Origin of the sequence: Mycobacterium persicum, from assembly GCF_002086675.1 — a bacterium.
Lineage (GTDB): Bacteria > Actinomycetota > Actinomycetes > Mycobacteriales > Mycobacteriaceae > Mycobacterium > Mycobacterium persicum.
The window spans coordinates 66,895-90,372 of the sequence record NZ_MVIF01000005.1 but is presented as its reverse complement, the minus strand read 5'-3'; the positions used below and the strand labels follow the sequence as shown (position 1 = coordinate 90,372).

Sequence of the window (23,478 nt, the reverse complement as noted above, 5' to 3'; positions counted from 1 at the left end):
GCTACGATCCTGCGGTGCAGTGGCCGCCTCAGAACATCTTGAGCCGGTAGGCCGGGTCGCGCTGACCTGGCACTGAGCCGGAGAGAGGCAACTCACGGAGCCAACTAGGTTGACAACATGCGGGCCTGAAGGATCGCCATACTCGAGTCCGCGCCGACACCATAGGTTCCGTCCGGCAACTGGTCAAATGGCCAATACTTCAATAACCGCGGACTGGCTAGTGAGGAGATGACGGGATGGACGTGGCGGGCACATTCATGCGACTGATGGACGTGTTGCGGAAACTCACCAGCGCTGTGGCCCAACTGATTTACCGACCGACCGGCTCCGCGGCGGAGGAATACCATAAGTGGTACTACAGCAATTTGGTGTGGAATCAGACTACGTGGTTGGGCGTCCAGTGCTGGAAGTCCGTGAGCGATATGTGGAATTACCAGGAGATCCTGTTCGGCTTGAAGCCCTCGCTGGTCATCGAGTTCGGCAGCCGCTACGGCGGTTCGGCGCTGTTCTTCGCGAACGTCATGAGACACACCGGCCAACCGTTCAAGGTGGTCTCAGTCGACATCTCACACAAGGCCCTCGATCCAATGGCCCGTCGGGATCCTGACATTCTGTTCATTGAGTCCTCATCCACCGTCCCAGCCGTTGCCGAGCACATCGAACGACTCAAAGGCGAGTACCGCGGCACCATCTTCGCCATCCTGGACAGCGACCACTCCATGGATCACGTACTGGCCGAGATGAAACTGCTGCGGCCCCTTCTCTCCTCCGGCGACTACCTGATAGTCGAGGACTCCGATATCAATGGGCATCCCGTCCTCCCGGGGTTCGGACCCGGCCCATACGAGGCCATCGAGGCTTACGAGCGTGAATTCCCAAACGATTACAAGCATGACGTGGCGCGGGAGAACAAGTTCGGCTGGACATCTGCTCCTAACGGGTTCCTGATCCGCAACTAAGCGGTCCGCCAGCAGAATTGGATGGCCGAGGCCGTATGCGCGGCAGGTGCCGGGCATGCGAGCGACCGGCGCGGCGGCTGATCCGTTCTGCCACAGATGCCAATTGCGCTGTGCCGAATAATTTCCCGGGTTCATCGGATGGTCGGAGACGACGCCGTGGACATTCTCCACGGCTGGGGCGCGCTGGCCGAATGCCCCCGACATGCTCGGTCCACCGCCCCGGCAGTGTCCGGCCGACTGGCTGAGGCTTTGCGATGCCGCCAGACGGGTACGCGGCCAGGCCGGTTGATCGCATGCGTCAACCTGCCGTTGCGTAGTGTCAATCAGCACTCGACACCCTCACGGGCGCAACGAGTTTGTCGCCCACAAACTGCGCGGCGCAGACAACCCGAAGCCCCGGTGACGCCGCGGCTGGCGGAATCAGCTCGCCGTGGTACCAACCGTTGAGGGGCAGCGGTATCAGCGGTATCAGTAGCGGACATAGCGGCGGAGGCGTGGCAGACCGCTCCGGCGGTCACCGAGCGGACCATTTGGACCTTGACCGGCGGCCTGTCATACTCCGCATATGGCACTCAAAGACCGCGTGTACGACGTGGTTCTCCCGGTCGGCTGGAAGCTGAATCAGAAGGCCCAGAAGTACATTTACCCTTCGTTCACCAAGCGCGTCGCCACCGATGAGCTGGTGTTCCTCAACATGGGCTACGAAGAGGATCCACCGATGGCGATACCGCTGGAACCCGCTGACGAGCCCGACCGGTACTCCATCCAGCTTTACCACCGTGTTGCGGCCCAGGTGGATCTCACCGGCAAACGGGTGCTGGAGGTCGGTGCCGGACACGGCGGCGGAGCCTCATACCTCACACGTACCCTGCACCCGGCGTCCTACACCGGATTGGACCTGAACCCGGCCGGCGTTGCGTTTTGCCAAAAGAAACACCATGTTCCAGGCCTCGATTTCGTGCAGGGCGATGCTCAGAACCTGCCGTTCGCCGACGAATCGTTCGAGGCCGTGATCAACATCGAATCCTCACTCTACTACCCTGATTTCCCTCGTTTCCTCGGCGAAGTGGCGCGGGTCCTGCGTCCGGGAGGCCATTTCCTGTACACCGATTTCCGGCTCCCGTTTGGCATTGCCGCCTGGGAGACGGCGCTGGCCAACGCGCCAATGCGAATCGTTTCGCAGACCGAGGTCAATGATGAGATCCTGCGCGGATACGAGAAATTGTCGCCGTCACTGAAGGCGCTTTACGATCGCAATACGCCGCGGCTGCTACGGGGCGTATACGCAAAGCTTTTCGCAGTGGATGGCAAGACCACACATCCCCTGAAAAGCTGGGGATTCTCTTACCGCGTCTATTGCTTAACCAAACCCTGAGGCGGCGTCGGAGACATTGACCGACCGCAGGCGTCCCGCGGGATACCGCTGAACCAGCGGCTGATCCAGGCCTCGTCTTCGAAACCGCTGACGCTGCGTCGCCGCGACAGCGCCCATGGGGGGTCCTGAGAAAACGTTGTCCGGCCAACAACTTTGGCGGCCGGGTAGGAGGCACCGGGGACGACCAGCGAGTCGTCCCCGGGGTCAACCAAGCTCCGGCCTTTATGCCGCCGGCGTCGCCGCTTCTTCCTGGGCCAGCGTGTCCGCCAGGTGCTGGGCCAAGGCGCGCGCGGTGTTGTGCGTCGCGATGACCTTGGGAGACAGGCGGATCCCGGCCTCGGCCTCAATGTGAGTACGCATTTCGAGCATCCCCAAAGAGTCCAGACCGTACTCGAGGAATGGGCGGTCGGCGTCGACTGTGCGACGCAGGATCACGCTAGCCTGCTCGACGATCAGACGCCGCAGTCGGGCGGGCCATTCATCTTGCGGCACCGACATCAGCTCGGTGCGGAATTTGCTTGGGCCCCTTGAGCCTTGGCCAGCTGATTGGAACATTTCACCCCACGGGCTGCGCCGGACAAGGTCGGGCAGCCAAGGCGCCCCGATGATGGGGATGTACCCGGTGTATGCGCGGTCATAGCGCAGCAATGTTTCGAAGGCGTACGCACCTTCATCCGGGGTGATCATGACTTCGCCGCCCTCGGCCAGGAACGTGGCGCGACCTACCTCTGCCCACGCACCCCACGCGATCGCGCAGACCGGCAGTCCTTGCGCACGGCGCCAGTGAGCGAAGGCGTCGACCCAACTGTTGGCCGCGGCATAGGCACCCTGCCCGGGCGACCCCAATAGGGCCGCACCCGAGGAGAATAAGCAGAACCAGTCCAGCGGCTGTCCACTCATGGCGCGGTGCAGGTTCCACGATCCGAAAACCTTCGGGGACCAGTCGCGGTCGATCAGCTCATCGGTGATGTTGGCCAGCGTGGCATCCTCGACCACCGCCGCCGAATGCAGCACGCCGCGTACCGGAAGCCCGGTGGCGGTTGCCACGCTCACCAGGCGATCACCGGTCTCAGGTTCGGCGATATTGCCGCACTCCACCACGATGTCGGCACCGGCCGCGCGAAGACTCTCGATGGCCTGCCGCGCCTTGGGGTTTGGCTGGGAACGAGCGGTCAGCACGATCCGACCACAGCCCGCCGCAGCCAGTTTCGAGGCGAAGAACAGGCCAAGACCCCCTAGGCCACCCGTGATGATGTAGGCGCCGTCGCGGCGGAACACCGGCACCCGCTCCGGAGACACCACGGCACTGCTGCGCCCGCTGCGCGGCATGTCGAGCAGCAGCTTGCCGGTGTGCTCGGCATTGCTCATCGCCCGGATGGCATTGGCAGCGTCGGCCAGCGGGTAGTGCGTGCACTCCGGTGCGGTCAGCACACCGTCCGCGGTCAGTTTGAACACCGTGGTGAGCAACTCGCGGACGCGGTCGGGCTGCAGCACGGACATCAGCGCCAGGTCCAGGTAGTAGAACGTCAGCCCGCGACGGAACGGGTACAGACCCAGCCGGGTGTTGCCGTACACGTCGGCTTTGCCGATTTCGACGAACCGCCCACCGAACGCAAGCAGCTCCAGCCCGGCCCGCTGAGCCGCACCGGTCAGCGAGTTCAGCACGATATCCACCCCGTACCCGTCGGTGTCGCGCCGGATTTGATCGGCGAACTCGACGCTGCGGGAGTCGTAGACGTGCTCGATGCCCATGTCGTGCAGCATGGCGCGCTTGCGCGGATTGCCGGCGGTCGCGAAGATCTCCGCTCCGGCGGCACGCGCGATGGAAATGGCCGCCTGTCCCACGCCACCAGTTGCGGAGTGGATCAACACTTTGTCACCGGCCTTGATCCCGGCCAGGTCGTGCAGCCCGTACCAGGCGGTGGCGTTTGCGGTGGCCGCCGCGATCGCCTGTTCATCGGCCAGCCCGGGTGGAAGCGTGACTGCGAGGTTGGCGTTGCACGTGAGGAAGTTGCGCCAGCAGCCTCCTTCGGAAAAGCCGCCGACGCGGTCACCGACCTGGTGGTCGACTACCCCTTCCCCGACTGCCGTCACCACACCGACGAAATCCATGCCCAACTGCGGCTCGCGGTCGTCGATGATGGGGAATTTTCCGAACGCGATAAGAACGTCGGCGAAGTTGATGCTGGAGTGGGTGACAGCCACCTCGATCTGCCCGGGCCCGGGCGGAACGCGATCACAGGCGGCGAGTTCCAGTGTTTGCAGGTCGCCGGGCGTGCGAACGTGCAGCCGCACACTGTCGTGTTCATGGTCGACAGTGGTGGTTTGTCGCTCGTCATGGCTCAGCGGGCTGGGGCAAAGGCGCGCCACATACCAGTCACCATCGCGCCAGGCGGTCTCGTCCTCATCGGAGCCTCCCAGCAGTTGCTGGGCCACCTTTTCTACTTCCGTGTGTTCGTCCACATCGATGTGGGTGGTGCGCAACAGCGGGTGTTCGCTGCCGATCACCCGCAGCAAGCCACGTAGCCCGGCCTGCTCCAGGTTCGCCTGGTCGTCCGACCGAACGATCTGGGCTTGCCTGGTCACGACGAACAGGCGAGGAAGCTCACCCTCCAATTCCGCCAGCTCCCGGATGATCCGAACCAGATGACGCACCTGCTCGCGGCCCTCCAACAGGCTGTCCTGGTCCGGCTCGCCGCCGCGCGGCCCACAGAGGATCACGACACCGTTGTTCGCGCGAGCACGCAGCTGACTGCCGAGCCTTTCCAGCGTGGTTGCCGCCTCGACCTCCCTCGGCAAGTGCAGGGTGCTGCATTCGGTGCCTTGGGGGCCGTGGGTTTTCAGGGCGTCCGTCAACGTGGAAGTCAGCATGTCGGCGCCGTCGGAGGCGTCGATCAGCAGCCATGATCCCGCCTCGGCCGCGGTGGCCTCGGGCAGGTTTCGCTGCTGCCACGCCAGGGTCAGCAGCCGCTCGCTGAGCACGCGGTTGCGCTCGGCGCTTTCGGACGTACCGGTTCCCATGTGCAGGCCTCGCACCGCCAGCAGCACGGTCCCGTGCTCGTCCAACACGTCGAGGTCAGCCTCGCCCCCAGTGACCCCGGCCTTGGTCAGCCGTGTGTAGCAGTAGCGGGCATTGCGTGTTGGTCCATAGATACGCAGGCTGCGCACACCCAGTGGCAACAGCAGACCACCGCTGCCGGCGGCATCGACGCCGGCACCGACCGACTGGAAACAGGCATCCAGCAGCGCGGGATGAACGTGGTAGGCGCCCTGTTGGAAGCGGATCGAAGCGGGCAACCCGACCTCCGCCAACACGGTGCCGGCTCCGGCCTCCGCGGTGTGCGCGGTGGCCAGACCGCTGAACGCGGAACCTAACTGAACGCCACGCTTGGCGAACGATTCCCGCATCTCGGCCCCGTTCACACTGGACGGGTGCGCCGCCAACAGGGCGGCGATGTCGTAGGCCGGCGGCAACAAATCGTCCGCGACGGCATGCAGCGTCGCGGTGGCGTGCCGCGTACTCTCACCGTCCTGATTAGACGCCACCGCGAAGTTGACGACACCTGGCGCATCGACCGAGGCGATTGCGTCGATCGGGGTCTGCTCGTCGAGCAAAAGCATTTGCTCAAAGGCGATGTCGCGGACCTCCGACGCCTCGCCGAAAACCTCCCCCGCCGCGGCCAACGCCATCTCACAGTAGGCTGCGCCGGGCAGTGCGGCCACGCTATGCACCTGGTGGTCGCTGAGCCAGGACAACGTCGCGGTACCGATATCGGCCTGCCAGACGTGGCGCTCCGGCTGTTCGGTGAGCCGCACATGCGAGCCCAGCAGCGGATGCACGGTAATGGTGCAGGCGCCTTGCGCCCTTTGTTCTTGCCCTTCGCCTTCGATGTACAAGTGCGGGTGGGTCCACGCCGGCAACGGCGTATCGACGAGCCGGCCCGCGGGATACAACACCGAAAAGTCCACGGCGGCACCCGCGCTGTGCAGATCAGTCAGCAATCCGCGCAGCCCCAGCGGCAGCGGCTGCTCACGCCGCATGCCCGCCAGAGCCGCCGCCGACATGTCGAGACTGCGGGCGGTCTGGTCGACGGCCCGGGTCAGCAACGGGTGAGGTGACAACTCGGCGAAGACCCGGTAGCCGTCCTCCAGCGCAGCCTGCACCGCCGCAGCGAATTGGACCGTATTCCGCAGATTGTCCACCCAGTACCGGGCATCGCACACCGGCCGCTCGCGCGGGTCGAACAACGTCGCCGAGTAGTACGGAACCTTGGGTGTCATCGGTTTGAGATCACCCAAGGCCGCGGCCAAGTCGTCAAGGATCGGGTCGACTTGAGGCGAATGCGATGCGACATCGACGGCCACCTCCCGCGCCATCACGTCACGCTGCTCCCACCGTGCGACCAGATCGCGCACCGTTTCGGTGGCGCCGCCGATCACCGTCGACTGCGGCGAGGCCACCACCGAGACCGCGACATCGTCGATTCCGCGTGCCATCAGCTCCGAATTCACTTGCTTGGCAGGCAGTTCCACCGACGCCATCGCGCCGGCCCCGGAAATGCGGCACATCAACTTCGAGCGGCGGCAGATGACCCGCGCCCCATCTTCCAGCGACAGCGCTCCAGCGACCACGGCTGCGGCCGCTTCGCCCAGCGAGTGTCCGACCACCGCGCCCGGGCGGACTCCGTAGGACTGCTCCATCGTGGCGGCCAACGCGGTCTGCATTGCAAAGATGGTCGGCTGCACCTTGTCGATGCCGGTCACCGTCTCTGGCGCAGTCATGGCCTCGGTGACCGAAAAGCCCGATTCTTCGGCAATGACCGGCTCGAGCGCCGCGATGGTGGCGGCGAAAACCGGTTCGCTCGCCAGCAGGTCAACGCCCATCGCCGCCCACTGCGAACCCTGACCGGAAAATACCCACACCGGTCCGCGGTCGCCCTGCCCCACCGCGGCCTCATACGGGAGCTCGCCATCGGCGACCTCACGCAACCCCTGGACCAGCTCGGGCAGACCGCTGGCCCCCACCGCGGTGCGCCCCGGCCGGGGCGCGCGCCGCCGCGCCAACGTGTAGGCCACATCCGACGGCACCACGGAGTCCTGGTGGTCTTCCACCCATTCGGCAAGCCGGCGTGCGGTCTGTCGCAGCCCTTCGGTGGAGCTGGACGAGATGGGGAACAGCAGCGGCCCCCCCGCCTCGGACGCCGGCGCGGAAACTACTGCGCGGCCTGGTGCCTGTGCCGGTGCTTGCTCCAGGATCGCGTGTACGTTCGTTCCCGACATCCCGAACGACGACACCGCGACCCGCTTCGGCGCGTGGTCGTCGCCATTGGGCCACGGCGTAACCGCCTGCGGCACAAAGAGTCCCGTCTCGATCCCGGCAAGTTCATCGGGAAGGCGGTTGAAGTGCAGCAGCGGCGGCAGCACCCCGTGCTGCATGGACAGAATGGCCTTGATCAGACCGACCGCCCCCGCCGCGGCAGTGCTGTGGCCCATGTTGCTCTTGGCCGACCCGAGCGCACACCGGGTGCCGGCGCCGTACACCCGCGCCAGGCCCCGGTATTCGATCGGGTCACCGATTGGTGTGCCGGTGCCGTGCGCCTCGACCGCGCCGACCGTTTCGGCCTCCACGCCCGCTGCCGCCAACGCCGCGCGGTACACGGCCACCTGGGCATCCTCCGACGGCATCGTGAGCGTCTCCGTGCGACCGTCCTGATTGGTGGCGGTGCCGCGCACCACGGCGAGAATCCGGTCGCCGTCGCGCAGCGCATCCGGCAGCCGCTTGAGCAACACCATCGCGCACCCCTCGGAACGCACAAACCCGTCCGCGTCGGCGTCGAAGGAGTGGCAACGTCCGGTCGGTGAGAGCATGCCCTGACCGGATGCCGCCACGCTTGCGTGCGGCTCCAGCAGTACCGCGCAGCCGCCCGCCAACGCCAGGTCGCTTTCGCCGTCGTGCAGGCTGCGACAGGCCAAGTGCACCGCCATCAGACCCGACGAACACGCAGTGTCAAACGTCAACGCCGGACCATGCAGGCCCAGTGCGTAGGCGATCCGCCCGGATGCCACGCTGTTGTTCAGTCCGGTCACCACGTAGGGGCTCGCCAAGCCGCTGGCTCCATGGGTGACCACCAGGTAGTCCTCATGTGTCAGACCGGTGAACACCGCCGTCGATGAGCCGGCCAGCGACGCCGGGTCCAGGCCGGCATGCTCGATCGCCTCCCACGAGGTTTCCAGCAATAGCCGGTGCTGCGGATCGATCGAGATCGCCTCCCGCTCGCTGATCCCGAAGAACTCGGCATCGAATCCGGCGACGTCGTCGAGGAACGCACCCCACCGCGACACCGTCCGCCCAGGCACTCCGGGCTCAGGGTCGTAATAGTCGTCGGCCTCCCAGCGGTCTGGTGGAATCTCGGTGACCAAGTCGTCGCCACGCAGCAACGACTCCCACAGTTTCTCGGGCGAGTCGATTCCCCCCGGAAGCCGACATCCCATGCCGATGACCGCAATGGGAGTGACACGTGTTTCCATTCGCTCTCTAACCTCGTCTCAGCTCAGCTCAACGGGAGTTCCCCGACGACATCCCCGAATTTTTCACAACAGGCAGCGAGCTGGCCGCACCGCCGCTCTGCCAGTCCCCAGCCCGGATCTCGACACCAAGGCAGGTCTCGGAGAGACAAGCTTAGACGGCTGTACAAGATTCTGAGGACCAATGGGGCGAATTCCTCCGGTTTCCGCTGCGGTTAGCTGCCTGAGCAGCGCAAATGAAAATCACCGACCGCCGACCGACGCTCGTGACGAGGGTGGTCCCCCTGTGCAGCCTGGTTCGCCTCGGCAGCAACCTGACGTCCATAACGTCGAGATGACGCCATGACGAGATGACGCCATGACGTGCCAAACGCTGCGATGGGTTCCCCGGCGGCCACAGTGCCGAGCCCGGCAGGTCCGCATGGCGCGACCAGCGTGTCGACATCGCCTCGCTGCGCCTGCGTCATCGGCGCCGGGCCCCGCTGAATCGGCGGTTGTGACCCTGCAGCCCGCTGGGTCCTAACCCTGCGGATGCCGTCTCACAGCCGTCATGACGGCCGGACGGTAACGTGATAGCTCATGAGTGTGCGTTCCCTGCCGGCTGCGCTCCGCGCGTGCGCCCGGCTACAGCCCAATGACCCAGCGTTTACCTACATCGATTACGAAAAGGACTGGGCCGGTGTCCCCGAAAGCCTGACGTGGTCACAGTTGTACCGGCGAACGTTGAACGTTGCACGCGAGCTGAGTCATTGCGTTCCGGCCGGTGAGCGCGCGATGATATTGGCCCCCCAGGGACTCGATTACATCACCGCTTTTCTCGGCGCGTTACAGGCCGGAGTTATCGCGATTCCGCTTGCGGTCCCTCAGGGCGGCGCCACCAATGAACGCGTTGATGCGGTACTGCAGGACGCGTCGCCGGGTGCCATTCTCACGACATCTTCGGTTATCGACGATGTCAGCCAGCACGTTACCGCGCAGCCCGGTAAGTCCGCGCCCTCGATCATCGAAGTTGATTTACTGGACCTGGATTCTGCGAGTGGATCCAGTGCCGGCGACGATAACCACCCCTCGATTGCGTATCTGCAATATACCTCCGGGTCGACCCGTACCCCGGCGGGCGTCGTGATGACACATCAGAACCTGCGGACTAATTTCGAACAGCTGATGGCCGGCTACTTTGCCGACACTGACGGGATCCCCCCGCCAGGTTCGACCCTGGTTTCGTGGCTGCCGTTTTATCACGACATGGGTTTGGTTCTGGGAGTTTGTGCGGCAATTTTGGGGGGATATCCCTCACTGTTGACCAGCCCAGTCGCGTTCCTGGCACGTCCGGCACGGTGGTTACACATGCTGGCCAGCACTCCGCACACATTCTCCGCAGCGCCGAATTTCGCCTTCGAACTGGCGACAAAAAGGGTATCTGACGAGGAAATGGCCGGGCATGACCTCGGCGAAGTACTCACCATCCTCAGTGGCAGCGAGCGGGTGCACCCGGCGACGATCAAGCGCTTCGCCGACCGATTTGCGCGCTTCAATCTGCAAGAAAAGGTGATCCGTCCCTCGTACGGCCTGGCAGAAGCAACTGTCTTCGTGGCCACCAGCAGGCCTAACCATCCGCCGAAATTTGTCGATTTCGAAACCGAAAAATTGACCGACGGCGAAGCAAAGCCCTGCAATAACGGAGACGGCACAGCGCTAGTCAGCTATATTTTGCCGCAATCACCCATCGTGCGAATCGTGGATCCGGAGACTAGCACCGAATGCCCGGAAGGAACGGTCGGTGAGATTTGGGTGCATGGCGACAACGTCGCTACCGGCTATTGGCAAAAGCCGGAAGAGAATGCACGCACTTTCGGCGCAAAGATTGTGAACCCCTTGGCGGGAACACCCGAAGGTCCTTGGCTGCGAACCGGAGACTCGGGTTTCGTCAGGGACGCCGAATTCTTCATCATCGGCCGGATCAAAGACCTGCTGATCGTTTACGGGCGCAATCACTCTCCCGACGACATCGAGGCGACGATCCAAGAGATCACCCGGGGCCGCTGCGCGGCAATAGCAGTCCCCAGTGATCGCAGCACCGAAAAGCTGGTCGCCATCATCGAACTGAAAAAACGCGGCGACTCGGATCCCGATGCGATGGAGCGGCTGGGCGCCATTAAGCGTGAAGTCACCACGGCTTTATCGGCTTCGCACGGCCTTAGCGTCGCGGACCTGGTGTTGGTTGCGCCGGGCTCGATCCCGATTACCACCAGCGGCAAGGTCAGGCGAGCAGCATGCGTCGAGCAATACCGCCAAGATCAATTCGCTCGCTTAGACGTTTAACAAGGCCGGCCGTCATCCCCAGAATTGGTACATCCGTGTGAAAACGTCGTGCCCGGACACCGACGTCAGTACGATCGCGAGCGTGCCCGGCGACGAGAGCCATCGGCGATCTCGGGTCGCCCGCCTACTTGTTGTCGCCGCTTGGATTGCCGCAGCGGTGATCGCCAACGTGGTTCTTGCGCTGACACACGCGAAACCCGGCGATACCGCCTCGGCGCTGCTGGCCCCGGACGCCACGACGGCGGCAGCCAACAGCCGGATCGGGCAGTGGTTCCCGGGCAGCGGCACCAACGCCATCGCCTACCTGGTGGTGGACGGCCGCGACCAGCTCGGGCCGGCCGACCAGCATTACTATGACGCCGCGGTGAGCGCACTGCGCGCCGACACCGCCCACGTCGGATCGGTCCTCGACTGGTGGTCTGACCCCCTCACCGCGCCGCTGGGAACCAGTCCCGACGGGCGCTCCGGCGTCGCGATGGTGTGGCTGGTGGGCGAGGCCGGTAGCGACAAGGCGCGCGAATCGTTCGATGCGGCCCGAGCGGTGGTGCGTAAGCTACCGCCGAGTCCGGGGCTTCGCGCCCGCATGGTGGGCGCGGATGCCATCAACCACATCCCGCTGCGCATGCAGGTGTGGCAGGGTGCGGCGGTCGCGGTCGCCGCGGCGGTGCTCGCCGTGCTGCTCCTGCTCCGATCGCGGCAGTCCCCGCGTTCGGTCGCGATGGTGCTGCTGGCCACCGGACTCTCATTGACAGTGGGGTGCCCGCTCGCCGCGATGGTGCCGCGAAGCAGCACGGCGCTGACGGTGTTTTCCGGGACCCTCGCCTTTGTCTTGACGATCGCCACAATGACCGCAGCCACCCTGCTTGCTGCCCGGCTCGGGCCCGACGGCAGTGTTGCGGTGACGGACCGGCACGCATACCGCGCTTTGCTGCCCCGGTTGGCGCTGCCCGGAGCGTGCGTCGCGCTGGTCACCGGCCCGCTGCTGCTTGCGCAAACACCCGCGCTGCACAGCGTCGGCAGCGCCGCACCGGATGTTGCGGTGGCACTTGCGGTTTCGTTGACACTTCTGCCTATCTTGCTCGGCTTCGCCATGCCTCGCGGGCTGTCAGGGCCGCAGACCGGCGGCCTCGGCTGGGCTGGCCGGTTGCCAAAGCCCGGCTTCTCCAACCCCATTGCCGTGGCTGTCGTGGTGCTGGCGATCTGCGCGCTACCCGTCATCGGAATGCGCTGCGGTATCGACGAATCCCGGGCAAACCCACCCGGGACCAGCGCCGCGCGACTGCTGCCCGGAAATCCCCTGCCCGACGTGGTGGTGGTCAACTCCGCCGCGGATCTTCGCCAGCCGGCAGGGCTCATCGCCATCGATCAACTCAGCCACCGACTGATGGAGATTCCCGGGGTGCGCAAGGTGGAGTCGGCGGCATGGCCGGCCGGTGTCCCGTGGGCCGACGCCTCGCTTACCTCCGCCGCGGGCAAGCTCTCCGATCAGTTGAACCGGGGGGCCGGGTCGTTCATGCCGCAGCTGAATGCCATCAAGTCTCTGGGAGCCACGATCGATCAGGTCAGCGCCGCCGTCGACGAGCTGGACAGCAGCGTGAGAATCGGTCTCGCCGGGGCGAATCAGATACAGCAGAACATCAACCGCGTCATCTCTGTCACGCAGAACCTCCGGGGCAGAGCTGCCGAAGTTTCGCAATACCTGAACCCGTTCCGGGACTTGATCACCGGCGGTACGTATTGTCCCGACGAGCACCTGTGCTCGGTCGCGCGGCAGATCGTGGGACCCCTGGACCTGGTGGTCGCCGATGTGGCCGCGCTGACCAACGGCGCCGACCGCATGGCCGCGGTGTCGAACCAAACAATGGGCGCCTTCGCCTCGACACCGCACGTGGTGGGGGAAATGCGGTCGACGCTGAGCCAGCTGCGCTCCTTCGTGCCAAAGCTCGAATCAAGTATCCAAGAGATCCTGCCGCAACTCGTGCAGGTGTCGGCGTTCCTGAAGAACATCAGCGTCGATTTCGCCGACACCGGAGAGGGCGGTTTCCACCTCACCCGCAAGGAACTGGCGGATCCGTCGTATCAACACGTGCGCCAATCGATGTTCTCGGCCGACGGCACCGCGACCCGGCTGTTCGTCTATTCCGACGGGAACGGTCTGGACCTCGGCGCGGCGGCGCGGGTGCAGTCGCTCCAACTTGCCGCGGGCGCGGCAATGAAGTACGGAAGCCTTGTCGACAGCCAGATCACGGTCGCCGGGGCCGCGCAAGTAGCCGCAGCCGTCCGCGGCGCCCTCACCCATGATGCCGTGCTACTGGCCGTGACGATGCTCGCGGTGGCGGCCTTGATCGGCCTGTGGCGCGGCGCGGTCAGCGGACTGGCGGCCGGCCTGGTGGTGGCCGCGTCCTACCTTGCCGCGCTGGGGATTTCGGTGGCGCTGTGGCAACACTTGCTGGATCGCGAGCTGCAGGCCGCGGTTCCGCTGGTGTCGTTCGCTATTCTCGCCGCGTTCGGCGTCCCGCGTCTCGCCGCCACTTTTCTCGCCACCGATCGTGTGGGGACCGTGACGCTTCGGAGCGCCGTCGCCCCGCTCACCGGCCTTGGTGCCGTTTTCGCCGGCGGCCTACTGTTGGTGTCGGCCGCTTCCCCCGACGCTCTCACCCAGCTCGGTACCGTTGTGCTGATCGGGCTGGGCGTGCTGACCGTGGCCGTGCGCGTGGGCATCCCGGCCGTGATCACCAGGGGCCGCACTCAGCGGCCGGCCGAGCAGCCGCCGGCCGTCGAGCCCACAGCGGACAGCTGAAACGTGTTGGCTCCCGGCGTTGCTAGTCGACTTACTAGTCGACGTTGAGGGGTTCGTTCCATTTCGACAGGGTCAGCTCGACCGCCCCGGACCCGATGTCGATGTTTGCCCGCACGAGGCGGTGCGACCCGTCCGAGGCGATCCACACGGTCGCGGGCCTAGGCTGCCTGGCTGCAGGATCCAACATCTTGACGGTGTCCGTCGGCACGGTTCCGCTGATCTTGGTGGTGGGAATTCCGTCGATCACCTCCGAGCCTTGCGACTGCAGATTGGTGATACCCGCGAGCACCTTCGCCACCCCGTTGCTGGGATCAACCACCCGTGAGGCTGCCAACTCGGAGACCGAGCCCAGGTTGGTCCAGTCATCGAACAGCTTCACCGAGATGTTGTCGTCCTTGGTGCGGAACGGGACGTCCGGCTGGCCCTGATAGGTGCACACCCCCTTCGCGGCGAGCGGATTGGCCCGGACATCGACGTCGGCGCTGGTGATACCGAGCAAGCTGTCGACTTTCCCGGACGTTCGAATCGCCAGGTGCACGCTCGTCAAGGCCTTTGTCGCCTCGAGCGACTGCTTGACCTCGGTCACCAGCGCGGGGTCGCTCGTCGTGCTGGCCGAACTGTGCGCCTCGGATTCGGGTTTGTCGGCGGCGCAGCCGGATAGCCACAGCATCAGCCCGGCGGCCACCGCCACCACGAGGGCGAAAGTCACCGGCGGTTTCCGATCGTTCATTGCTCATCCTCTCGATGATGTTTCGCCCGAACCGCACGCGACGCGTGCGGCATCGACCCAACACACAGACCAGTCAAGCCACCACAGCTCAGCAAGGCAGCGACGACGTTCACCGGTTCAGTGCCTTGTCCCGGCCCTGTCCCGGCCCTCTCCGGCCCCCGTGATCCGCCGCGTGTGGCTGATCAACCCAGCCGACTATAGGTTCGTTGCGTCCACACTAGTCCGGCGCGGTAACGCCCGGGCGCCCGTCGCGAACCCGGCATCCGAACGGTACGACGGGCCGTCGGCACCCGGGTGCTGACGGGCCGATGCCGCGACCCTGCCGGTGCCGGCCGGACCGTGCTACGCATGGACCGAGACCTTCTCCTCGTCCTCTTCGTCGCGTTCGGCATGCGGTGACTGGTCACCATTGGACTCGGGATGGATTTGCCGGGCGATGTAGTCGGCGACGGCCGTCGGGGTGGGGTGGTCCAAGATCACGGTGGGCGGCAGGGTCAGCCCGGTGGCGTTCTTGAGACGGTTGCGTAGCTCGACGGCGGTCAGCGAGTCGAAGCCCAGGTCTTGGAACCCGCTGTCGGGGTCGATGTCCTCGGGAGCGGGACGACCCAGCACCGCCGCGGCCTGCGCCCGCACTATCGCGACCAGCAGGCCGTGTTGCTCGTCGGGGGCCAGCCCGTGGAGGCGTTGGGCAAGCGCCGACTTCGATTGGGTGGCATCTGCGGTGTCGTCGATTTGGCGTCGCCGGGGGCGGCGGGCGAGCCCGCTGAACAATGCCGGCAAGCCGCCGGCCTGGGCCCGGGCGTTGAGTGCGGCGCGGTCCAGGCGGGTCGCGACCATGACGGGGTGATCGATCGTCAGCGCGGTGTCAAACAACTCCAGCGCCTGCTCCGGGCTCATGGCGACCAGCCCGCTACGACTCATCCGGGCCAGATCACGCTCGCTCAAATGAGCGGTGATGGCACTGGTTTGCTCCCACAACCCCCACGCCAGCGATGTTCCCGCCAGGCCCGCGGCCTGCCGGTGAGCGGCCAGCCCGTCCAGGAACGCGTTCGCCGCCGAGTAGTTGCCCTGCCCCGGAGAGCCCACCGTTGCCGCGATCGAGGAGCACAGCACAAACATCGACAGATCCAGACCTCGGGTGGCCTCGTGCAGGTTCCAGGCGGCGTCCACCTTGGCCCGCAACACCGTGTCGATCCGATCCGGCGTCAGCGAGCTGATCACCGCATCGTCGACCACACCTGCGGCGTGAATCACCCCGCGCACCGGCGGCCACTCCGCCGCAAGCTGCGTGAACAAGCCTGCGACCGCGTCCCGATCGGCCACGTCGCAGGCCACCACCTGAACCCGGGCACCCGCGTCCGCCAACTCGGCGGCCAGCTCGGCAGCCCCCTCGGCGCGATCGCCGCGCCGACTGGCCAGCACCACATGACGCACCCCGTACGCGCGGACCACGTGGCGGGCCAGGACCGCACCGACCATCCCGGTGGCACCGGTGATCAGCACGGTGCCGTCGGTGAGCCCGTCGGCCAACGCCGAGGGCATGGTCAACACCACCTTGCCGATATGGCGGGCCTGGCTCATGAACCGGAATGCCGCCGGCGCGCAGCGCACATCCCAGCTGGTGACCGGCAGCCGATGCAGCACCTCGGTGTCGAACAGCTCCTTCACTTCGCGAAGCATCGCCTGCATGCGCACCGGACCGGCCTCCGAGAGGTCAAACGCCCGATACCGCACGCCCGGATAGTTGGCGGCGATCTTCTGCGGATCGCGGATATCGGTCTTGCCCATCTCGAGGAACCGCCCGCCGCGGACCAGCAAACGCAGCGAAGCGTCCACGAACTCGCCGGCCAGCGAGTCCAGCACCACATCGACCCCGCGGCCTTCGGTGACCGCCAAGAACTTCTCCTCGAACTCGAGCGTGCGGGAATCGCCGATATGGTCGTCGTCGAACCCCATGGCGCGCAACGTGTCCCATTTGCCGCGGCTGGCGGTGACGAAAACTTCCACTCCCCAGTGGCGAGCCAGCTGCACCGCCGCCATGCCCACGCCGCCGGTGCCGGCGTGGATGAGCACCGATTCGCCCCCCTTGATCTCGGCCAAGTCCGACAACCCGAACAAAGCCGTCAAGAACACCACCGGCACCGCCGCAGCCTCCGCGAACGACCAGCCGCGGGGCGCCCGGACAACCAGTTGCTGGTCCACCACCGCCAGCGGACCGGCTCCACCCAGGAAGCCCATCACCGCGTCGCCGACGGCCACACCGGTCACGTCCGGGCCGGTCTCGATCACCACTCCGGCGCCTTCGGCACCCAGCGGTGGCGCCTGGCCGGGATACATCCCCAGCGCGGCCACCACATCGCGGAAATTGACCCCGACGGCTGCCACAGCCACCCGCACCTGCCCGGCCTGCAGCGGCGCCCGGGCCTCCGGGCAAGGCTGAATCACCAGATCCTCCAGAGTGCCGCCGCCACCGGCGGCCAACCGCCACGCCTCTTCGGCGGGCAGCGCCAGCAGTGGCGGCGCCGGAGCCAGCCGGGCGTTGTGCACCACGCCGCCACGCACCACCAGTTGGGGTTCGCCGACGGCGGCCAGCGCCACCGCATCCACTCCCTGATCCACCGGTGCGTCGGTGTCGACCAGGACGATCCGGCCGGGTTGCTCGGCCTGTGCCGAGCGAACCAGACCCCATACCGCCGCGGCAGCCAGATCGCCGACATCTTCACCGGGCAATCCCACGGCGCCGCGGGTCAGCACCACCAAGGTGCCGGCCCGGTCGGTGCCCAGCCAGGACTGCAACACCTGCAACGCGGCGTGGGTAGCCGCATATGTCGAGCCCACCGCGTCCGCACCGGCAGAACCGCACTCCCACACCACCACGGCGGCATCGCCGGCTCCGGCGCCATTGCCGTTGACGCTCGCCGACGTACCCGCAGCAGCGGCGCAATAGTCCTCCCACGACAGCGCCGACAGCACCTCGGGTCGGTCAGGGTCGTCAATACTGTTGTGGTTCACCGGCATTGGTGACCAAACCACTTCCAGCGGCCCCTGGTCCGGCCCGCGGCCGGCCGCGCTCACGGCAGCGCGCAACTGCTCGGCCGTCGTCGCCCGAGTCACCAGGGCGCCGACCGTCAGCACCGGCAGCCCCTCGGCATCGGCGATCTCGACCGAGATGGCGTCGGCACCCGCCGAGGCGAGACGGGCCCGAACCCGCCCGGCGCCACCGGCGTGCAGCGACACCCCGCGCCAGCAGAACGGCAGCATCGTCTCGGTGGTCTCGATAGCCAGTCCCAGGGCATGCAGCACCGCGTCCAGCACGGCCGGGTGCATCCCCATACCCTCGACCGCCACCCCGTGCTGCGCGGGAGCAACCACCTCGGCGAACAGCTCCGACTCGCGCCGCCAGACCGCCACCAGCCCCTGAAATGCCTTGCCGTAGGCATAACCGCGGGCGGCCAACCGGTCGTAGCCGTCGGAAATATCGACAGGCTCGGCACCCTCCGGCGGCCACACCGACAAGTCCGCCGAGGCCTGCGCGGGGCTCTCCCCGACGGTGCCCATGGCATGCAGCAACCATTCCCCGTCGCAGTGGTCGCCGCGGGAATACACCGACACCGCACGGGTTCCCGCATCATCGGCGGCGCCGACCACCACCTGCACCCTGACCCCGGCGCCCGGGTGCATCACCAGCGGCGCGGCCAGGATCAGCTCGTCGATGACCGCACAGCCGACCTCGTCGGCGGCGCGGATGACCAACTCCACAAAACCCGCCCCGGGGAACAGCACCACCCCGCCGACGACGTGATCGGCCAGCCACGGTTGATCGGCCAACGACAACCGGCCCGTCAATACCACTCCGTCGGAGTCGGGCCGCTCGACCACCGCACCCAGCAACGCATGTTCGGTCGGGCCCAGACCCAGACCGACCGCGTCGGCGGGCCCGTCGCCGCCCGGCGTCTCCCAAAACCGCCGCCGCTGAAAGGCATACGTGGGCAAGTCGACGCGCCGTCCACCCGAGCCGGCGAACACTGCCGGCCAATCCACCGGCACACCAGTGGTGAACAACTGACCGGCCGCACCCAGCGCAGCGGCCAATTCGGGACGGTCTTTACCGAGCATCGACACCACGACCGCCTCAGCCGGGGCCAACGACTGCTCGATGGAGCTCGTCAAACCACTGCCGGGACCGACCTCGATGAAGTGCGTCGCGCCGAGCTGCTGTGCATGGCGCGCGCTGTCGGCGAAACGCACCGGCCGCCGGACATGGTCGACCCAATACGACGCTGACCCGAAATCACCTGTGGCGCCGGCTAATTCGCCCGTGACGTTCGACACCAGGCCGATTTGCGGCGGCCGCGGCTCGAACCGGGCCGCAATCCGGGTGAACTCGTCGAGCATCGGCTCCATCAGCGGCGAATGAAAAGCATGCGACACCGCCAACCGGTGCACCCGCCGACCCTGCTCGGCGAAGCGATCCGCGATCGGGCTCACGGCGGCCTCGGCGCCGGAGATGGTCACCGATCCGGGCGCGTTGATCGCGGCGATGCCCACCCCCTCGCCCAGCAGCGGCGTCACCTCATTTTCTGAAGCGGCCACCGCCACCACCAACATGGCCGCGTCCGCCAGGGTCAACACCCCGGCGACGTACGCCGCCGACAGCTCCCCCACCGAGTGGCCCATCACGAAATCGGGCTGCACACCCCAGCGCCGCAACACCGCGAACAACGCCACCTCGACCGCGAACAGCGCCGGCTGAGCAAACTCGGTGGTATCCAGCAACGCCGCATCGCTACCCCAGACAACTTCGCGCAGCGGCAATCTCAGATGCTGATCCAACTCATCGGCCACTTCGTCGAAGGCTTCGGCGAATACCGGCAGCCGCTCGTACAACTCGCGGCCCATCCCGAGGCGCTGAGAGCCCTGCCCGGGAAACACCACCGCCGTCTTGCCCGGCGGACCCGCTTGACCCACCGCGACGCCGGCGCCCGGGTCACCATCGGCCACGCTGGTCAGCCCCGCGATCAACGCCTGCCGGTCGGCGCCGACCACCACGGCTCGATGCTCGAACACCGACCGGCCGGCAAGCGCGCAGCCCACGTCGAGCGGATCCAATCCCGGGTTGGCCTGCACATGGGCCGCCAACCGGCCCGCCTGCGCTGTCAACGCCTCAGCCGATCTGGCCGACACCACCCACGGCAGCACCGACAACCGGTGTCCGTCCCCGGTGGTGTGGTCCGTCGCGACGGGGGCCGGCGCGGGAGCCTGCTCCAGGATCACGTGGGCGTTGGTGCCGCTGATCCCGAACGAGGACACTCCGGCCCGGCGCGGACGCCCGTCGACGGGCCAGTCCCGGGCCTCGGTCAACACCGACACCGCGCCGCTTTCCCAATCCACCCGCGGCGAAGGCGCATCCACGTGCAGCGTCGCCGGCATCAGGCCATGCCGCATCGCCTGCACCATCTTGATGACCCCGGCCACGCCCGCCGCGGCCTGGGTATGACCCATGTTCGACTTGATCGAACCCACCCACAACGGCCGCTCCGCAGGACGGGCTTGGCCGTACGTGGCCAACAAGGCATTCGCTTCGATCGGGTCACCCAACGTGGTGGCCGTCCCGTGGGCCTCCACCACGTCCACGTCTGCCGCGGTCAACCCGGCGCTGCCCAACGCCGCCCGAATGACCCGCTGTTGGGCCAGCCCGTTGGGCGCGGTCAAGCCATTGGACGCGCCGTCCTGATTGATGGCGCTACCGCGCACCACCGCCAGCACCGAGTGCCCCAACCGCAGCGCATCCGAGAGCCGCTCGAGGACCACCACGCCGGCGCCCTCACCCCAGCCCGTCCCATCGGCCGCCGCGGCGAACGCCTTGCAGCGACCGTCGGCCGCCAGTCCCCGCTGCCGGCTGAATCCGACGAAGATCGACGGCAACCCCATCACCGTCACCCCGCCGGCCAACGCCAAGTCGCACTCCCCCGAGCGCAACGACGCCATCGCCCAGTGGATGGCCACCAGCGACGACGAGCATGCCGTGTCCACCGACACCGCCGGGCCTTCCAGCCCCAACACGTAGGAAACTCGACCCGAGGCCACGCTGACCGCCGTGCCGGTCAACCCGTACCCTTGCAGCCCCCCGGTTTCCTTGCTGCCATAACTCGGCGCGAAGATCCCGGTGAACACCCCGGTCGCCGACCCCCGCAACGACAGCGGGTCAATTCCCGCGTGCTCCAACGCCTCCCACGAAACCTCCAGCATCAATCGCTGCTGGGGATCCATCGCCAACACCTCACCGGGGGCGATCCCGAAAAACCCGGCGTCAAAACCCGCGGCATCGTCTAGGAACGCGCCCCAGCGCGTATAGGTCTTGCCCTCGGCATCGGGGTCCGGATCGAACAACCCCTCCACATCCCAGCCGCGATCCGTCGGAAACTCCGACACCAGATCCCGACCCTCGGCGACCACCTCCCACAACTTCTCCGCGGAATCGACCCCGCCCGGAAAGCGACACCCGATACCCACCACCGCCACCGGTTCGGTGGCGCGCTGTTCGTAATCCCGCAGCCGCGCGCGTGCCTCATCGAGCTCGACAGCAACCTTTTTCAGATAGCGGAAGAGCTTTTCGCTCTGCTGGTCGGCGCCTTCCATGCTCGTCGTCATCGCCACTTGCTCCTCTTCATGATTCGCCCAACTCCGCATCGATCAGCTGGAAAATTTCGTCCGGAGTCGAGGCGTCCTGGATCCGTTTGCCCAACCGATCACCGGCGTCGGTGATGGTGCCGAGGATGGCACGCAAACGGTCGGCCACGCGCTGCTTGTCGCCGTCCCCGATCGTCAGTACCAGCTCATCGATTCTTGTCAATTCCTCGTCGACTCGCCCCTTCGCGTCGATATTCGCCGACAGGGGCATGGCCGCCCGGCCCCCACCGGACAGTTCGGCCTCCAAATATTGGGCCAATCCCGATATCGAGCCGTAGTCCCACCCGACCGTTTCCGGGAGCCGCAGGCCGGTAGCCGCGGCCAGCCGATGACAAAGTACGACCGTCATCTGGGAGTCAAACCCTAGCTCGGAGAACGCGACATCCCGATTGAGCGACTGCGGATCCGGCTCACCCAGCATCTTGGCGGCCTCGGCAGACACCGCCTCCACCACCAACCGGTGACGCTCCTGCTGCAACGCGCTCAGCCGTTCCTTCAGCGTCACCTCGCCGGCGGTCCGCCCGGCAGCCGAGTGGTCGTCGAGCCGTGGGTCGGTGTCAGGCCGGGGCTGGGCCGACGAGAGTTCCCAGATCGGTTTCGCTGGGCTCTTGGCACGAAGCGCGCTCCGCAACAACTTTCCGTTGGCGGTCCGGGGAAGCCGTTCCACGACGGCGAGTCTGTGCGGGACCTTGAATGCGGACAGTCTGGTCAGCAACCCCCGGTGGATGTCTCGCATCACCGATTCGTCGATGACCGCGTGGCCTGCCGGCACCAGAAATGCCTGCAGTGCCGAGGCGCCGGTGGACTCCTTCACTCCGACAACGGCGACCTCAGCCACCGCGTCGTGCTCGACCACGAGTCGTTCGACTTCCCGCGGATTGACGTTGACGGCTCCGACGATTTCCGTGTCATCCGCGCGGCAACGGTACGAAACCCAACCCTCGGCGTCGATCCAGACCGTGTCGCGGGTGTCGAGCCACCCGTCATCCTCCAGGATCGGTTCGGGACAGTTCCAGTAGCCGGTCGCGATCGATGGTCCGCGGACCCATAGATTTCCGTCCACCCCGGGTTCTGCGGGTGCGCCATCCGGTCCCAGAACACGAATCTCGTAGGGCGGAAGAGCCTTTCCCATAGTTCCCGGACGCCATTCGTCGACGGTATTCGAGACGAAGGTCTGGCCCACCTCCGTGGATCCGATTCCGTCAAGAATGGGGATACCGCCGAAAAATTCGACCAGCCGCTCGGCGAGTCCCCTGTCGAGGGCCTCGCCCGCTGACACCAGGCACCGGAGCGTCCGAAAAGACTCCGAAGAACAGGTGTCGACAACCCTGGCAAAGAAATTCGGCACGCCATAGAGCACGGACGGCTCGAATCTCTCGCACAGCGTGGCGGCCATTTCCGCACCCACCGGCAATGGATTGATGACCGCGGAACCGCCGGTCGCAAGGGGGAACCAGACCGAATTACCCAGGCCATAGGCGAAATACATGCGTGCGGTGCTCAGCCCCGTGTCGTCGGCCGTGAGCCGCAGCGCCTGGTGACACATGGCGTCAACAAATGTCAACGGGTCGGCGTGCCGATGGATGGCCGCTTTCGGCGGCCCGGTGGTACCGGAGGTGTAGGTCGCATATGCGTCGGCATCGCCCTCGAGCCGCTCGTATTCCGCGGGCTGGGCCCGCGCCGCCGCCGACAACAGCTCGGCGGCATCGACCACACCCGACGGGCGAAACCGGCCGCACAACGGGCCGGAGGTGACGACCAGCGCCGGCTCGGTGTCGCGCTCCAGAAACGCATGATCGTCGCGATGCAACTCCGGATTCGCCAGAAACGCCATGACGCCTCGAGCCAGGCACGCCAGCAAGAGCTGCACCAGCTCCGGTGAATCCGGAAGGCACAGTAGGACGCGATCCCCGGCGCCGAGGCCGCGTTGTCGCAGCACCTGCGCAAGCCGCGCGGCGCCGTCATGGATTTGGCCGTGTGTGACGATCTCCGGCGCATGGTAGGCGGGCCGGTCGCACCATCCCGCTTCCGAAGCCCGCTCAGCCAGGAACCCTGCCAGGTTGCCATTCCGCATTAG

Annotated in this window: 8 protein-coding genes; 4 read left to right on the top strand and 4 right to left on the bottom strand. The window is 66.4% G+C overall.

Going from position 1 to position 23,478, the window contains the following annotated elements; translation table 11 throughout:
* Positions 1 to 236: 236 nt before the first annotated feature.
* On the top strand, positions 237 to 959 hold the full coding sequence (locus BST40_RS03420; RefSeq protein WP_373420077.1) for a rhamnosyl O-methyltransferase: 723 nt from the start codon (positions 237 to 239) through the stop codon (positions 957 to 959).
* Between the two features lie 565 nt (positions 960 to 1,524).
* Positions 1,525 to 2,334: a fatty-acid O-methyltransferase Mtf2 gene (gene mtf2 / locus BST40_RS03415; RefSeq protein ID WP_083153432.1), complete on the top strand. Its 810-nt coding sequence runs from the start codon at positions 1,525 to 1,527 to the stop codon at positions 2,332 to 2,334.
* A gap of 222 nt (positions 2,335 to 2,556) precedes the next feature.
* On the opposite strand, the gene pks2 is transcribed toward mtf2, so the two are convergent.
* Entirely contained in the window at positions 2,557 to 8,862 is a 6,306-nt protein-coding gene (gene pks2 / locus BST40_RS03410) for a sulfolipid-1 biosynthesis phthioceranic/hydroxyphthioceranic acid synthase (RefSeq protein WP_083153430.1), read from the bottom strand.
* A 576-nt stretch (positions 8,863 to 9,438) separates the two neighbouring features.
* On the opposite strand from pks2, the gene fadD28 reads away from it, so the two are divergent.
* Both fadD28 and BST40_RS03400 read left to right on the top strand, forming a co-directional pair.
* Positions 9,439 to 11,181, top strand: coding sequence for a fatty-acid--AMP ligase FAAL28/FadD28 (gene fadD28, locus BST40_RS03405; protein WP_075545340.1), 1,743 nt, complete (start codon positions 9,439 to 9,441; stop codon positions 11,179 to 11,181).
* A gap of 82 nt (positions 11,182 to 11,263) precedes the next feature.
* On the top strand, positions 11,264 to 13,981 hold the full coding sequence (locus BST40_RS03400) for an MMPL family transporter (protein WP_089024994.1): 2,718 nt from the start codon (positions 11,264 to 11,266) through the stop codon (positions 13,979 to 13,981).
* Positions 13,982 to 14,015: 34 nt separating this feature from the next.
* On the opposite strand, the gene BST40_RS03395 is transcribed toward BST40_RS03400, so the two are convergent.
* The 3 genes from BST40_RS03395 to BST40_RS03385 form a co-directional block, all read right to left on the bottom strand.
* Entirely contained in the window at positions 14,016 to 14,711 is a 696-nt protein-coding gene (locus BST40_RS03395; RefSeq protein ID WP_083153426.1) for an LppX_LprAFG lipoprotein, read from the bottom strand.
* Between the two features lie 342 nt (positions 14,712 to 15,053).
* Positions 15,054 to 21,362, bottom strand: coding sequence for a type I polyketide synthase (locus BST40_RS03390; protein WP_083153444.1), 6,309 nt, complete (start codon positions 21,360 to 21,362; stop codon positions 15,054 to 15,056).
* A 16-nt stretch (positions 21,363 to 21,378) separates the two neighbouring features.
* The gene (locus tag BST40_RS03385) at positions 21,379 to 23,475 is read right to left on the bottom strand and encodes a p-hydroxybenzoic acid--AMP ligase FadD22 (RefSeq protein ID WP_075545343.1); all 2,097 of its coding nucleotides are present in this window, start codon (positions 23,473 to 23,475) and stop codon (positions 21,379 to 21,381) included.
* Positions 23,476 to 23,478 lie beyond the last annotated feature (3 nt).

Bases quoted from the DNA above. Each gene is read 5' to 3' on its own strand.
- BST40_RS03420 (WP_373420077.1), top strand. From the start codon at position 237: ATGGACGTGGCGGGCACATTCATGCGACTGATGGACGTGTTGCGGAAA.
- mtf2 (WP_083153432.1), top strand. From the start codon at position 1,525: ATGGCACTCAAAGACCGCGTGTACGACGTGGTTCTCCCGGTCGGCTGG.
- pks2 (WP_083153430.1), bottom strand. From the start codon at position 8,862: ATGGAAACACGTGTCACTCCCATTGCGGTCATCGGCATGGGATGTCGG.
- fadD28 (WP_075545340.1), top strand. From the start codon at position 9,439: ATGAGTGTGCGTTCCCTGCCGGCTGCGCTCCGCGCGTGCGCCCGGCTA.
- BST40_RS03395 (WP_083153426.1), bottom strand. From the start codon at position 14,711: ATGAACGATCGGAAACCGCCGGTGACTTTCGCCCTCGTGGTGGCGGTG.
- BST40_RS03390 (WP_083153444.1), bottom strand. From the start codon at position 21,362: ATGACGACGAGCATGGAAGGCGCCGACCAGCAGAGCGAAAAGCTCTTC.
- BST40_RS03385 (WP_075545343.1), bottom strand. From the start codon at position 23,475: ATGCGGAATGGCAACCTGGCAGGGTTCCTGGCTGAGCGGGCTTCGGAA.